At 61.0% G+C, this 15,433-nt stretch carries 9 protein-coding genes and 1 tRNA gene; 7 read left to right on the top strand and 3 right to left on the bottom strand.

What is annotated here, in order from left to right:
• Positions 1–54: 54 nt before the first annotated feature.
• Positions 55–957, bottom strand: coding sequence for an alpha/beta fold hydrolase (locus F0P96_RS05130; RefSeq protein ID WP_151077756.1), 903 nt, complete (start codon positions 955–957; stop codon positions 55–57).
• A gap of 318 nt (positions 958–1,275) precedes the next feature.
• Here F0P96_RS05130 and F0P96_RS05125 point away from each other — a divergent pair, with 318 nt between their 5' ends.
• From F0P96_RS05125 to F0P96_RS05110, 4 genes are all read left to right on the top strand, one after another.
• Positions 1,276–1,596 carry a DUF7878 domain-containing protein gene (locus tag F0P96_RS05125; protein WP_151077755.1) on the top strand — a complete coding sequence of 107 codons (321 nt, stop codon included), beginning with the start codon at positions 1,276–1,278 and terminating at the stop codon, positions 1,594–1,596.
• 181 nt (positions 1,597–1,777) lie between these two features.
• Positions 1,778–3,892, top strand: a complete 2,115-nt coding sequence (gene rpsA / locus F0P96_RS05120) for a 30S ribosomal protein S1 (protein WP_235917391.1) — start codon at positions 1,778–1,780, stop codon at positions 3,890–3,892.
• A 197-nt stretch (positions 3,893–4,089) separates the two neighbouring features.
• A tRNA-Cys gene (locus F0P96_RS05115) sits at positions 4,090–4,160 on the top strand.
• A 352-nt stretch (positions 4,161–4,512) separates the two neighbouring features.
• Positions 4,513–9,228 (top strand): fibronectin type III domain-containing protein, encoded by a 4,716-nt coding sequence (locus F0P96_RS05110; RefSeq protein WP_151077754.1) that lies wholly within the window; start codon positions 4,513–4,515, stop codon positions 9,226–9,228.
• 94 nt (positions 9,229–9,322) lie between these two features.
• Here F0P96_RS05110 and F0P96_RS05105 read toward each other — a convergent pair whose 3' ends face one another.
• Positions 9,323–9,718, bottom strand: a complete 396-nt coding sequence (locus F0P96_RS05105; RefSeq protein ID WP_151077753.1) for a hypothetical protein — start codon at positions 9,716–9,718, stop codon at positions 9,323–9,325.
• A gap of 329 nt (positions 9,719–10,047) precedes the next feature.
• Between F0P96_RS05105 and cphA the strand changes: the two genes are divergently transcribed.
• The gene (gene cphA, locus F0P96_RS05100; RefSeq protein ID WP_151077752.1) at positions 10,048–12,693 is read left to right on the top strand and encodes a cyanophycin synthetase; all 2,646 of its coding nucleotides are present in this window, start codon (positions 10,048–10,050) and stop codon (positions 12,691–12,693) included.
• A gap of 94 nt (positions 12,694–12,787) precedes the next feature.
• Here cphA and F0P96_RS05095 read toward each other — a convergent pair whose 3' ends face one another.
• A complete protein-coding gene (locus F0P96_RS05095) occupies positions 12,788–13,735 on the bottom strand; it encodes a hypothetical protein (RefSeq protein WP_151077751.1) in 948 nt (315 codons plus the stop codon).
• 126 nt (positions 13,736–13,861) lie between these two features.
• Between F0P96_RS05095 and F0P96_RS05090 the strand changes: the two genes are divergently transcribed.
• Positions 13,862–14,464 (top strand): methyltransferase domain-containing protein, encoded by a 603-nt coding sequence (locus F0P96_RS05090; protein ID WP_151077750.1) that lies wholly within the window; start codon positions 13,862–13,864, stop codon positions 14,462–14,464.
• A gap of 137 nt (positions 14,465–14,601) precedes the next feature.
• Positions 14,602–15,426 carry a 3-deoxy-8-phosphooctulonate synthase gene (gene kdsA, locus F0P96_RS05085; RefSeq protein WP_151077749.1) on the top strand — a complete coding sequence of 275 codons (825 nt, stop codon included), beginning with the start codon at positions 14,602–14,604 and terminating at the stop codon, positions 15,424–15,426.
• The last annotated feature ends 7 nt before the right edge of the window (positions 15,427–15,433 follow it).

Here is a 15,433-nt window from a genome sequence, read left to right as displayed (position 1 = left end):
GCTACGAAACTTCGTAGCCGGGGCTTTTTGCTGATAGATGAATGCAGCCGGGGACTACTGGGGCCGCACGCCGTAGCGGCCCGAGCCGTCGGCGGAACCGGTAGCGGGAGAGGCGCTGCCGCCCACAAAATCCAGCAAGTCCTGTGTCAGGCGGTCTTTGCCATCGGCGGTGGCAAACAGCCCGTGCGGCTCGCCGTCGTATTTAATATAGGTAGCGTTGGGCAGCAGCTTAGCCGTTTGGTCGCCGCTCGATTCGATGGGCACTGTTTTGTCGCTGGTGCCGTGAATGATGAGCGTGGGCACGTTGATGCGCTGCAAATCCTGGCGGAAATCGGTTTCACTGAAGGCCCGCGCACATTCTTCGGTGGCGTGGGGTGCGCCTTGCAGGCACATCATCTGCATCCAGTCGAGTGTGGCCTGGCTGACGGGGTGACTCACCACGCCCACACCGTAGAACTGCTTGCCGAAGGTTTGCAGAAAGTCGGGGCGGTCCTTGCGCAGCCCGTCCACGATTTTGTCGAACTCCTCCTTGGGTACACCGCTGGGGTTGTCGTCGGTTTTCAGCAGGTAAGGCGTCACGGCCGCCACCAAGGCCACCCGGCTCACGCGGGCGCCGCCGTATTTGCTCATGTAGCGGGCCACTTCACCGCCGCCCATCGAAAAGCCCACCAGCGTTACGTTCTGCAAGTTCAGGCCTTCGAGCAGGGCGTTCAGGTCAGCGGCCAGCGTGTCGTAATCGTACTTGCCCCAAGGCTTATCCGACTTGCCGAAGCCGCGCCGGTCGTAAGCAATAACGCGCTTGCCGTAGTGCGCCAGGCTATGCGACTGATGCTCCCACATCTGGTGGTCGGCGGGCCAGCCGTGAATAAGTACCACCGGGTCGCCTTGGCCCCAGTCTTGGTAAAAGATGTTGACGTCGTTGCCCTGGGCGTCTTGGCCCGCTTTGAGGTAAGGCATAAGGGGGTAGGTGTTAGGTGTGGAAAAGGATGAGGTAGGGCTTACTTTCTAATGGGCGCTTGGGTTGTTTGAATTATTGATGAACCAAGAATTATCAAGCGAATAATTGGGATGAGTGGGCGAAAGTGCCCGATGAATGATCGGTTACAACAGATGAATATTTTAGCACTTTATTTCTTCACCGTACCCCAATCTGTATGGCTTTGACAGTAGACTTCTCAGTTCATTCGTTTCCCCCCGATGACCGGAGAGAGTATTGGCAGGCCTTGTTAGAAGGACTACTTGTTATTAAAATCGACCAACAAGTCTTCTTCCGTGATGAAAACATATTACTGCCGTGATGAAAACATATTACTGCTCGAGTTTTCACAAACGCTGCGTGCATGGCTGACCCACACCGAAAACTCGGGGCAAGAAATGAGCATGGAATACTTCACCATGGACCACGACGAAAGAGAAGGACCAATCCTAAAATTCGAACTAACCCCAACTCAGCGCTACAGGCTTTATTCTATTTGGCAGGAGTACGAAAGCCACATCCAATTCGAGGCTAGCGTTTTGAAAGCTATATTCCTTCGTTTTGTTCAAGTGCTGGACGCCGCCATTCAAATGCGAGAAGACGAACAGTTAAGCAGATAATAAGAGCCATTGAAGCTTATAGTAACTACCCTAATGGTGCTGGTAATTAGGCTTCAAACTCGTATCTTTGCCGCCCCGCCAGGGTGGCGGGCCGGGGCTTTGGCCTTGGTAATCAAGTAAAAACGCGTTCCGACGGTGGGCCCTGCCCCGGACGTGTACACCAGGGCCACTGCACTACATCATGGCAGATTTGCAAGACGGCTTCGATTGGGACAACCTTGAAGCCAACAGCTTCGGCGGTAACTACTCGAAAGAGGAGCGCGCCCGCCTCGAAGAAATGTACGCCGGCACCCTCACTACGGTAGAGGAAGAGCAGGTGGTAAAAGGCACGGTGGTTTCGGTAAACGACCGCGACGTAATCGTGAACATCGGCTTTAAGTCGGACGGCCTGGTTCCGCGCTCGGAATTCCGCGACCTGACCGACCTCAAGCCCGGTGACGAAGTAGAAGTATTCATCGAAGACCAGGAAGATGCCAACGGGCAGCTGATCCTGAGCCGCAAGAAGGCCAAGATCAAGCAAGCCTGGAAGGCTATCTACGACGCCCTGGAGTTCGACAACATCCTGGAAGGCGTAGTGAAGCGCCGCACCAAGGGCGGTCTGATCATGGAGCTGGACGGCGTAGAAGCCTTCCTACCCGGCTCGCAGATCGACGTGAAGCCCATCCGCGACTTCGACATCTACGTGGGTCGTCGCATGGAAGTGAAAGTGGTGAAAATCAACGCCGCTTTCGACAACGTGGTTGTTTCGCACAAAGTCCTGATCGAGAAAGACCTCGAGAAGCAGCGCGAAGCCATCCTCAACAACCTGGAGAAAGGCCAGATCCTCGAGGGCGTTATCAAGAACATGACCAACTTCGGCGTGTTCATCGACCTCGGCGGCGTCGACGGCCTGCTGCACATCACCGACATCTCGTGGGGCCGTATCGCGCACCCGAGCGAAGTGCTGCAGCTCGACCAGAAACTCAACGTGGTTGTTCTGGACTTCGACGAAGCCAAGAAGCGTATTTCGCTGGGCCTGAAGCAGCTGACCCCGCATCCGTGGGATTCGCTGCCGCAAGACCTGCAGCCCGGCTCGAAAGTGCAGGGTCGCATCGTGAACGTGGCCGACTACGGCGCGTTCATGGAAATCGTACCCGGCGTAGAAGGTCTGATCCACGTTTCGGAAATGTCGTGGAGCCAGCACCTGCGCAACCCGCAGGACTTCATCAAGCAGGGCGACGTAGTAGAGGCGCAGATTCTGACCCTCGACCGCGACGACCGTAAGATGAGCCTCGGTATCAAGCAGCTGAGCGAGGACCCCTGGACGCGTGCCGACTTCGGTGGCAAGTACGCCGTGGGCACCAAGCACAACGGCCTCGTGCGTAACCTGACCAACTTCGGCCTGTTCGTAGAACTGGAAGAAGGTGTGGACGGCCTCGTGCACGTGTCGGACCTGTCGTGGACCAAGAAGGTGAAGCACCCCTCTGAAATGGTGAAGGTGGGCGACCGTCTGGACGTAGTAGTTCTGGAGCTGGACGTGCAGAACCGCCGCCTGGCCCTGGGCCACAAGCAGCTGGAGGAAAACCCCTGGGATACGTTCCAGACGGTATTCACCCCCGGCTCGACCCACAAGGCGACCATCACCGAGAAATCGGACCGCGGCGCCGTGCTGGAGCTGCCCTACGGCATCGAAGGCTTCGCTTACCCGAAGTCGCTGGTGAAAGAAGACGGCTCGCAGCCCGAGGTTGGCGACTCGCTCGATTTCAAAGTGTCGGAATTCTCGAAGGATGACCGTCGCATCGTGCTGTCGCACACCGCTACCTACAGCCAGGAAGAAGACACGAACCGTGCTTCGAAATTCGCCAAGAAGAAGCCGGCCGCTGGTGCTGCCGCTGCTGCTGGCGAAGGCAAGATCAGCGACCTGAAGAAAAACCAGACCGCTGAGAAGTCGACCCTGGGCGACCTGGATGCTTTGAGCGCCCTGCGCGACAAGCTGATGGGCACCGAGCGCGCCGACGCCGAGCAGAAGCTGTCGGACCGCACGCCGAAGGCTGGCAAAGCTGAAGAAGCTCCCGCTGCCGAAGAAGCTGCGCAAGGTGGTATCATCGCCGCCGTAACCGGTGCCGCTTCGGCCGCCCTCGACAAAGTAACCGAAGTAGCCGGCGACGCACTGGAAGCCGCTACGCACTCGGCCGCTTTCGAAAAGGCCAAAGAAGTAGCTGGCGACGTGGTGGATTCCATCACCGAGAAAGTGAAGGACCTGACCTCTTCGTCGAGCGACGAAAACGCTGACGAGAAGAAAGAAGACAAGGCGTAATTCGCCTGGCTTTCAGCCTTCGTAACAAAAGCCCCCGGCCGTTCGGTCGGGGGCTTTTTATTGCCTTTTTAGCTACGTTGCAGCGTTATTTTCCTGCACATGCACAGCGGCTTATCTTTGTATGAGGCTGAAAGGAGCCCTGTCGGTTTGGCAAAAGCAGAAGGATAACGTATGTTTGCGCCCCCAAGCCCCAACAAGGTGACGTGACCGAGTGGCTAGGTAGAGGTCTGCAAAACCTCCTACAGCGGTTCGAATCCGCTCGTCACCTCTGAGAAATCCGAAAGCCCCGCGACCTTCCTGGTTGGCGGGGCTTTCGGCTTTTAGGGCTGGCAGGAAGCAGGCTATGGGTGTGAAATTGGGCGGCGGGGGAGACGTGAAAAGCGGTGCTGAATGGGGCTGTAGAAATGGAAATCGGTATTGTAGTTTTCCATTTAATTAATACATTACTGCCACAGGCCCAATGCTTCAACAACCGGCTTGTGGTTTCCACTCCATTTCACCCTTCACCCTTTTCTATGTACCCACCCGTACTCCTCACTACATGGTTCTGTAGGGTGCTGCGAACACGCGGCGCTACCGCCACAACACGCCTCACGGGGTTGTTGCTGGCGGTTTTTTTATTGAGTAGCGGCGCTGCCCAGGCGCAAATTCCGGCCAACGACGACCCCTGCGGGGCCGTGCAACTGTCGTTGAACGGCAGCCTTTGCACGGTGCCAACGGTGGGTACCAACGTAGGCGCTACCACAACTACCGTGAATGGCACGGTGGCCAACACCTGCGGGTCGTTCAACAACCCCACGCCCAAGGACGTGTGGTACAAGTTTACGACCGATGCGACCGGGGCTGGTAGCGCCGGGGCCACCATCACGGTGACGGGCAACCCAGCCGGTCTGATTCGGCTGTTTTCGGCGCCTTCGTGCACCGGTACTTTCACGCAAGTGAGCTGCAGTGCTTCCAATGCGGCCAATACGCCGGCGCCTCGCCTGGTGACGGGCGCACTGCAGCCCAACACGACTTACTACGTTCAGGTAGCGGGTTTCTCCTCCACCGATACGCAGGGACAATTCACCATCTGCATTACCGATCCGCCCACGTGCGGAGCGCCGGCGGTGCTGGGCGTTACTTTCCCGACGGGTACGTCGGCTTCGGTGGCATTTACGGCCGGGCCGGGCAACACGGCCTTCACCGTGGTGCTGCAGGGCGGTGCCGGAGGCCAGCAAACGGTCACGAATGCTACTTCTCCGACGGTTTTTTCGGGTTTGACGCCCGGTACCACCTATTTCGTGACGGTGCGCACAGAGTGCGGTGGCAACACGCTGCAGTCGCCGTTTTTCAGCTTTACCGTGCCGCTGCTGAACGACGACCCTTGCGGGGCCATCAACCTGCCCGTCGGCGCAACGTGTAACCCCACCACCGGCACCACCTTTGGGGCCGGCACCACCACGCCCAACGGCTACTCCAACCCCAGTTGCGCCGCCGACCTGAGCCCGATGGACGTGTGGTACCAGTTTACGACGCCGGCCACCGGTGGCGCCAGCACCAGTGCTACCATCACCGTCACGGGCTTTGCCGCCGGGCAGGTGCGCTTGTTTTCGGCCGCTTCCTGCAGCGCTCCGCTCACCCAACTGGCTTGTTCGCAGAATCCCAACGGCCCCGCTCAGCCGCTGAGCTATACGTCGCTCACGCCCAACACTACCTACTATGTCCTGGTGGCAGGCTACAGCGACACGAGCCCACGCGGTGCGTTTACAATTTGTGTCACCGGCGCTCCGGCCTGTCCTGATCCGCTCAATCTTGCCATTTCCGGCGTCAACGCTACCACGGCTAGCCTCTCGTTTACGCCCAGCGGCAACGCCACCAGCTACATTGTGACCTACACGGCGGCTGGTGGCCCCACGACTACCGTAACGCCGGCCCCCACCGGCTCACCGGTTGCCTTGACGGGCCTTTTGGCTAACACTACTTACACCGTGACGCTGCAGAGCGTGTGTCCGGCCGGCGTCGGTTCGGTGCTGACGCGCACCTACACGAACTTGGGCGGTGCCCCGGCCAATGATGAATGCGTCGGCGCAACGCCCATCACCAGCATTGGTATTGGGACCTGCGGAGCCCTCGTGCCGGGCAGCGTGGGTGCAGCCACTTCGTCGGTAGGTGCGCCGGCTCCGGGCTGCGCCGGTTTCCAGGCTACTACGGCCGACATCTGGTACAGCCTGACGGTGCCCGCCAACGGCGTTCTGCAAGTAGAAACGGGCCCAGGCGCCACCAATAGCGTGAACGATACCGGCCTGGCTCTGTATTCCGGTAGTTGCGGCAGCCTCACGCTGTTGGGCTGCGACGACGATGCCTCGCCCAACGGCAACTTCTCCCTGCTACGCCGCACCGGCCTCACACCGGGCAGCACCGTGTATGTGCGGGTGTGGAAGTTCGGTGCTACGGCCGGTAGCGAACTGACCGTGTGTGCCACCACCGACGCCCCTTGTGGTACGGTAACCAACCTGGGCGTGGGCTCCATCACCAGCACCACGGCTTCGTTGACTTTTACACCGCCCACGGGTGCCACCAGCTACACGATTACCTATACCCCGCAGGGTGGCAACCTGGCCATTCTCACGCCCAGCCCCACCAGTTCGCCCGCCGTGCTGACGGGCCTGACGCCGAGCACCACCTACACCGTCACCATTCAGGCCACCTGCCCCAGCGGCACGGGCCTGCCGCTGGCGCTGACGCTGACGACCGCCCCGCCGCCGCCGGCCAACGACAACTGCGCTGCACCTACGGCGTTGACTGTGGCTACGGCCTGCGCGCCTGTAACGGCTACCACGGTAGGCGCTACGGCTTCTGCGGCTCCCATCGGAGCGCCGACTTGCACCACCGGTGCCGTCAACGACGTGTGGTTTAGCCTGACTGTACCCGCCAATGGCATCGTGCAGGTGGCGACGGGCGCTGTGGGTGGCAGCACGGTAACCGACACTGGCCTGCAACTGTATTCGGGCAGCTGCGGTGCGCTGACGCCGTTGGGCTGCAACGATAATTTCGGCGCCAACAACTTCTCGCAGGTGCGTGCCACGGGCCTGACGCCGGGCGCTACGGTGTACGCCCGCGTGTGGCAAGTGGGCAGCGCAGCCGGCGGCCAGTTCACGGTATGCGCTACCACCGATCCGCCGTGCCCGGCCGTGACCAACCTGGCGGTTTCGGGTATCACCACCACTTCGGCCAACGTGAGCTTCACGCCGCCAACGGCTGGTACGAGCTATACGGTGACGTACACGCCGGCTGGTGGCTCGGCTACCACCGTCACGCCCAACCCCACGGCGTCGCCGGTGGCCCTGACGAGTTTGCTGCCCGGCACTACCTACACGGTGTCGGTGGTGAGCAACTGCCTGCCGGGTGAAACCTCGACGGCCGCTACCACGACCTTCACCACCACCACGTGCATAGCGCCGACGACGCTCACGGTAAGTGCCATTACTACTACGTCGGCTACGGTGAGCTTTGGGGCTGGCAACGGCACGAGCTACACGGTGACGTACACCCCGGCTGGTGGCTCGGCTACCACCGTCACGCCTAATCCTACTGGCTCGCCGGTGGCACTGACGGGCCTGACACCGGGTACCACCTACACAGTGCGCATTGTGAGCAATTGCGGCGGTGGCCAGAGCCCGGCGGCAACGGCTACTTTCACTACACTCACGCCCTGCAACCCGGTAACGGGCCTAGCGGCTACCAACGTAACGACGAACAGCGCGACGCTCACGTTTGCTCCTCCAACTGGTGGGGCAACGTACACGGTTACATACACGTCGCAGGCTGGGCAGGCGGTTACCATTGTGCCTGCACCCACGTCTTCGCCGGTGCAGCTGACGGGCTTGGCCCCGAGCACTACGTACACGGTTTCGGTGACGAGCCAGTGCTCCAACGGGCTTAACTCGACGGCCAGCACCATTACGTTTACCACCCTGGCCCCGTGCAACGCGGTAACGAACCTGGCGGCCGGTAGCATTACCACTACGTCGGCAAGCCTCAGCTTTACGCCTGCCAGCACCGGCACGAGCTATACGGTGACGTACACGCCGGCGGGCGGCTCGGCTACCACCGTCACGCCCAACCCCACGGCGTCGCCGGTGGCCCTGACGGGTTTGCTGCCCGGCACTACCTACACGGTGTCGGTGGTGAGCAACTGTGGCGCTGGTCAAACTTCCACCGCTGCTACCACCACCTTTACCACGCTGGCGCCTTGCAACCCCGTTACCAACTTGACGGCCGGCAGCATTACGTCTACTTCTGCCAGCCTCACGTTTACGCCAGCCAGTGCCGGCACGGGCTACACGGTAACGTACACGCCGCAAGGTGGTTCGGCTACCACCGTCACGCCTGCGCCCACGGCTTCACCCGTAGCCTTAAGCGGGTTGACTCCCGGCACACAATACACCGTGAGCGTGGTGAGCAACTGCGGCGGTGGACAGACGTCGACGGCAGCCACGACTACGTTTACCACGGCTGCGGCACCCGCCTGCCCGCCCATCACCGGGCTAACGGCAACGGGTATCACGCCAAACTCGGCCCAGGTGAACTTTGTGGGCGCGGCTGGCAATACGAGCTACCAGGTGTCGTACATCACCACGGGCGGTAGCCTGCCGGTGATTGTGACGCCGAACCCGACCAGCTCGCCGGTGACCATCACTGGTCTGCAGCCGAACACGCAATATACCGTGTGCGTGACCAGCATTTGCGGCAGCCAGACCTCAACGACGCCTGTTTGCTTGAACTTCCTGACGGCTTCGCTGCCGGCCGTGTGTGCCGCCCCCACCAACGTGTTGGTGACAAGCGTGAGCAGCACCGCTGCAACGGTGAGCTTCACGCCCAGTGCATCGGCTACCAACTACACCGTAACGTACACTCCCGCCGGTGGCAGTGCCCAGAGCGTTGGGGCGAGTGGTTCGCCGCTAACCCTGATGGGACTGACGCCCAATACGCCTTACACCGTAAGCATCGTCAGCAACTGCGCCGGTGGCACCCGGTCTACCGCTACGGCCAACGTGCCGTTCACCACTGTGCTCGGTACTACCCATAGCACCGCGTTGGCCGAGCAGGTTGGGGTATACCCCAACCCGGCACAGCAGCTGTTTTGGGTAGAGCTACCCGCAGCCCTGACGCACAAAGCAGTGCAGGCCACGCTCTACAACGCGTTGGGCCAGCAGGTGCAGGCGCGTATGCTGCCTGCGGCGGCCAACGGCCTAAAGGCGTCGTTTGACGTGACGAGCCTGCCCCGCGGCATGTACTCGCTGCAACTTTCGACCACCGAAGGGCTACTGGTGAAGCGCCTCATTGTTGAATAGCAAGTAGCACGACCGCCAGTCGTGCAATGCCCAACGAAAAGCCCCGCCAATTGGCGGGGCTTTTTTTGTGCGCTCGTAAGCCGGGGCTAATTAGTTAAGCCGGACCAGTCGTTTGTTCCGTCGTCTGCTGCACCGTGGCTGGGCCCAGGCACAATCCCAAGGCCGCCGGAAGCTGCTCGTGGGCGACGGAAAGCGAAAGGCTGATTTCGTTGTACTTGTAGAGCGTGAGGCGCGAATCGGGCGAAAAGGGGCGGCAACGGGTGGCTATTACCAGCGTACGGCCGTTGCGCCAACGCGCTTCCAAGGCGGCGGCTTCCGTCCAGGGGGCGGTGCCGGGCACAATGGCCTGGGGTTCGTAGGGCAGCAGGGCGCGCACTACCGCTAGTAACCGCCGTAGCAGCACCACCTGGGTGGCGCGCTCGGTGTGGGCATCTTGCGCCATACGGGCGCGCATGTCGTGCACGAAACGTTCAACGGTTTCCGAGGCCATGTTGGAAGAGTATTGTAGGGAGCAGCAAGGTACCGAGTCGGCGGTAAAACCAAAACGCCCCGCCGGCCGAAGCCAACGGGGCGCTGAAAGAATAGTTTTTGGTAGCGCAAAGATACGATATACCGCGGACTTCTGCGCGGTGCGTGGGGCAATAACAGTATGGCTTCATACCGCAGGAATTTTTCGGTTTGGGGCAAGGCAGCACATGCTCAGGAAGTTGAAGAAAAAGCCCTTCAAGCTGTACAATACGCAGGCAACCGGACAATATCCCTACATTTAAACTGCGCGTACAAACCGGCTACATTCTCCCTCCCTCAACACTTCCTTTTATGCAGATTATCGACCTCCGCACCATGCGTGGGCCCAGCTACTGGTCCGTGAAGCACCCCAAGCTTATCGTGGCCAAAGTAGACCTGGAAGATTTGGCCGATACGTGGAGCAACGCCGTACCTGGGTTTGCGGCCCGGTTGCTCAAGCTGATGCCCGGCCTGGCCGAGTCGCGCAGCAAGGACCCGCGCGAAACCGCCAAGCGTCCGCCCCTCACCGAAGACCAGTTGTCCGACGGTGAACCGTGGGGGCACGTGCTCCAGCACGTAGCCGTAGAACTGCAGCGCATGGCCGGCATGCCCGTGCGCTGGGGCAAATCGATGCCGGCCCACGAACCGGGCCAGGAAATGGTGCTCTGCGAGTACCAGGAAGAGCGGGCCGGGCGCGTGGCCGTGGAAGCCGGCGTGGAGCTGCTGAACGCCTTGGTGAAAAAGCAGAAGTACGACCTGAAAGGCCTCGTCGACCGGTTGCACGACATCCGCGAGCAGGAATTCATTGGGCCGAGCACCTACAGCATCGTGGCCGAAGCCGCGTCGCGGGGCATTCCCTACATCCAGCTCAAACACAGCAACGTTATTCAGCTCGGCTACGGCGTCAATCAGAAGCGCATCTGGGCCACCACCACCAGCAGCACTTCGCACGCGGGAGTGGAAATTGCGGGTAATAAAAACCGCACGAAGGCCATGCTGGGCGCGGCCGGCGTGCCCGTGCCGCGCGGCACCACAGTGTACGACGCCGACGAGTTGCGCGAGGCCATCGAAAAACTAGGCTTTCCCATCGTGACCAAGCCGCTCGACGGCAACCACGGCAAGGGCGCCAGCATCAACCTCAACAGCTGGAAAGAAGCACTGGCGGGCTTCAAGGCCGCACAGGTGTATTCCCGCGCCGTCATCGTGGAGCAGTTTATCGAGGGCTTCGATTTCCGCATGCTCGTCATCAACGGCAAGCTGGTGGCCGCAGCCAAGCGCACCCCGGCCGCCGTTACGGGCGACGGCGTGAGTACCATTCAGCAGCTCGTGGATAAGGTGAACGAGGACCCGCGCCGCGGCGTGGGCCACGAAAAGGTGCTCACCCAGATCAAAATCGACAAGCACACCCAGCAGATTCTGAAGGCCAAAGAGTTGACTGCCAAATCGGTGTTGCCGGCGGGAGAAACGCTCTACCTCAAAAGCACGGCCAACATCAGCACCGGCGGCACCGCCAGCGACGTTACCGATCAGGTGGACCCCTACAACGTGCTCATGGCCGAGCGCGTCGCCGGCATCGTGGGCCTCGACATTTGCGGCATCGACGTGCTGACGACCGACATTGCCATTCCGCTCAACGAAACCCGCGGTGCCGTCATCGAAGTAAACGCGGCCCCGGGCTTCCGCATGCACATTTCGCCCGCCGATGGGCTGCCGCGCAACGTGGCCGCGCCCGTGGTCGACATGCTGTTTCCGCAGGGCTCCACGGCGCGCATTCCCATCTTTGCCGTAACCGGCACCAACGGCAAAACCACCACCACGGGCTTGTTGGCGCACATTGTGGCCTCCAAAGGCTACAAAGTGGGCAACACCAGCACCAACGGCATCTACATTCAGGGCAAGCAGCTCGAATCGGGCGACTGCACCGGCATGGTGTCGGCCGAGTTTGTGCTGAAAGACCCAACGGTGAACTTTGCGGTGCTGGAAACGGCCCGCGGCGGCATGCTGCGCTCGGGCCTCGGCTTCCACAGCTGCGACGTGGCCGTGGTAACCAACGTGGCCGCCGACCACCTGGGTCTGCGCGACATTCATACCGTGGAGGAAATGGCGGTGGTGAAGAGCGTGGTGCCCCGCACCGTGCGCAAAAGCGGCTGGGCCGTGCTCAACGCCGACAACGACCTGACCTACGAGATGCGCCACGTGGTGGACTGCCGCGTGGCCCTGTTCAGCATGGACGAAAACAGCCCGCGCATTCAGGAGCACGTGGAGCGCGGCGGCGTGGCCGCGGTGTACGAAGACGGCTACGTGACCATCTTCAAGAACAGCTACAAGCTGCGCATCGACCGGGCCTCCGAAATGCCGGTGACCTTTGGCGGGCGGGCCAAGTTCAACATCGAAAACGCGCTGGCCGCCGCCCTGGCCTGCTACTGCTACGGCTTCGACAAGGACGACATCAAGACCGCGCTGCGCACCTACATCCCGTCGGCGGCCAAAACGCCGGGCCGCATGAACCTCTTCAAGTTTCCCGGCTTCGAGGTCATTGTCGACTACGCCCACAACACCCACGGCATTCAGAAATTCGCCGAATTCCTCGACGCCACGCCCGCTACCCATAAGGTCGGCATCGTGTCGGGCCTTGGCGACCGGCGCGACGAAGACACGCTGGCTTTTGCCCGCGTGGCCGGCCGCATTTTCGACGAAGTGGTGCTGCGCCAGGACCAGGACCTGCGCGGCAAAACGGCCGCCGAAATAGAGGGGCTCATGCGCGCCGGCCTCGTGACCGACAAGCCCGATCTGCCCATCACCTACATCGAAACCGAGCCCGACGCCATCGACTACGTGCTGCAAACCGCGCGTGAAGGGTCGGTCATTACCATTTTCACCGAAAACATCAAGGCCACGCTGGCCAAGCTCGAAGCCTTTGAAGCCAGCCTGGGCCAGCGCCAGCCGGAGAAAGTGTAGGCCCCTTTCGTCCTGAACAAGCACAAAAAAGCCCCGCCAGATTTCTGGCGGGGCTTTTTTGCGGGAGCAAACGTCGGAGGCTGTGTGCGGGCTACTACTTCAGCGTGAAGTTGGCCTTGCCGATCATGTAGCCGTCGGCGTACAGCTCCACGGTGTGCTGGCCGGGCTTGTAGTCGGCGCCTTTGGCGTACACAAACTGCACGCCCTGGCGGGTGTTGTCGAACACGATTTCCTGTTTGGCGGTGTAGAAGGCCTCGTTGCCCTCCGAAATGAAGGTGCCGCCGCCGGTGCTCAGGTTGTAGAGGGCCGAGCCATCGGGCTCCAGCAGGCGCATCACAATCTGCTTGGTTTCCTTGGGCGCCACGTCGTTGCGGCTCAGGTTGAAGGTCACTTTGATTTTCTCGACCTTCTTGGCCTTGAACTCGTTGTCGTCGTCCGAGTCCTCTTTGTTGCGGCGGTTAATCACGCCAATGCGAATGTTTTCGGCCTGCAGACGCGAGGCAATGGCCACTTTCTCGCTCAGTTCCTGGTTCGACTTGGCTACCGTCGTGAGCGTGTCGGTGAGGCGGTTCTGGCGGTCCTTCAGCGTTTGCGTTTCGGTGAAGAGTGTCTCGTTGTCTTTTTTCAGCTGGGCAATTTCCTCGTCTTTCTGGCGCAACTGCCGCTCAAAGTTCTGGGCGCGCTGCTGAAAGCGTTTCTGATCGGATAGAGAGAACGAGCCGGCCCGGAAGGAGCGCAGCTTCAGCAAATCGGCGTTGATGCTGGCAATTTTGGCTTCGAGGGAGTCGTTGGCCAGGCCCATGCCCTGCAGCTCCTGGCTTTGGCGTTCAAAATCGCCCTTGAGGGTTTCGTATTGCTTGATTTGCTCTTCCAGCTTGAGGTCTTTGGCCTTGATGTCGGTGGTGAGCTGCTCGTTTTGCTTGGCCTTCTGCTGGTTCATGTAGAACAGAATGCCGTTGATGCCCAGCAGCACGAGAAACAACGCCACAATCAGCAGGATGCGGTTATTATTGCGGCGTTCGGGAGCCTGCTCTTGTTCCATAGCAACGGGGAGAAGTGAATGAAGTCGGGCCTGTTTCAAGTAGGACCCCGACGTTACCTTTACGGCAAAAATAGACGGATATTATCCCCGGGCAACTTTTGGAGCCCTCGGTAGCCCACTTCCTGCATGGATTCTCAGCCTTTCGACGCCGTTTATTGGACCTCCCGCTACCACGCCGGCCGCGACGGTTGGGACGTGGGCACCATCACCGAACCGCTCCGGGCGTACTTCGCTCAGCTCGGCGCGCCCGACCAGCGTCGCATCCTCATTCCGGGCGCCGGCCGCGCCTACGAAGCCGAGTGGCTGCACCGCCACGGCTGGCCCCACGTATTCGTGGCCGACATTGCGCCCGAAGCTCTGGAAGCCCTGCAAGCGCGCGTGCCCGACTTCCCGGCTGAGCACCTGCTGCTGGCCGATTTCTTCGCCCTGCAAGGCCCATTCGACCTTATTGTGGAGCAAACCTTCTTCTGCGCCCTTGACCCCGGCCAGCGGCCCGCCTACGCCCGGCAATGCGCCCAGCTGTTGCGGCCCGGCGGCAAGCTCGTGGGCTTGTTGTTCGACGGGCCCGTGGGCCCCGGCAACGAGCCGCCCTTCGGCGGCAGCCGCGAGGAATACCGCGCCTACTTCGCGCCGTACTTCGACTTCGTGCATTTCGATACGGCCCACAACTCCATCAAGCCCCGCGCCGGCCGGGAGCTGTTCATTTGTTTACAGCGCAAAGCTTCGTAGCGCGAACCGCAGGTCAGCGAAGCTAACTGTTAGTTCGCGTATTGCAGAACGACAACCGTCGCGGCATTGGCAACGACACGCGAACTGAAAGCTCGCGCTACATCCCACGTCTCACCGGCCTTCCGCCGCAATTTCTCATGCTAGAAACCCTCGCCACTGCGCTTCCTCATTTCCGCAACACCAATTCCGGCCAGTTTTTCCTGATGGCCGGGCCCTGCGTCATCGAGGGCGAAGACATGGCCCTGCGCATTGCCGAGCAGGTACGCACCATCTGCGACCGGCTCCAGATTCCCTTTATTTTCAAGGGCTCGTACCGCAAGGCCAACCGCTCGCGCTTGGATTCCTTCACCGGTATCGGCGACGAAACCGCATTGCGCATTCTGCAGAAAGTCGGCCGCGAAATCGGCGTGCCCACCGTCACCGATATCCACGAATCGGATGAAGCTGCCCTGGCCGCCGAGTACGTGGACGTGCTGCAGATTCCGGCTTTCCTGTGCCGCCAGACCGATTTGCTGGTGGCCGCGGCTCAAACCGGCAAGGTGGTAAACGTGAAAAAGGGCCAGTTCTTGTCGGGCGAGTCGATGCGGTTTGCCGTTGACAAGGTGCAGCAGTCGGGCAACCCGCACGTGATTCTCACCGACCGGGGCAACTCCTTCGGCTACTCCGATCTGGTGGTCGATTTCCGCAACCTGCCCACCATGCGTGCCTTTGGCGTGCCCGTGGTGATGGACGTGACGCACTCCCTGCAGCAGCCCAACCAAAGCAGCGGCGTAACCGGCGGCCAGCCCCAGCTCATCGAAACCATTGCCAAAGCCGCCATTGCCGTGGGCGCCGACGGCCTGTTCATCGAAACCCACCCCACGCCCGCCACGGCGCTGTCGGACGGTGCCAACATGCTCCAGCTCGACCGCCTGCAAACCCTGCTCGAGAAGCTCACCCGCGTGCGCGACGCCGTGCGCTAACCGTTTG

Origin of the sequence: Hymenobacter busanensis (assembly GCF_008727865.1) — a bacterium.
Classification (GTDB): domain Bacteria; phylum Bacteroidota; class Bacteroidia; order Cytophagales; family Hymenobacteraceae; genus Solirubrum; species Solirubrum busanense.
This window is presented reverse-complemented; position numbering and strand designations above follow the sequence as displayed.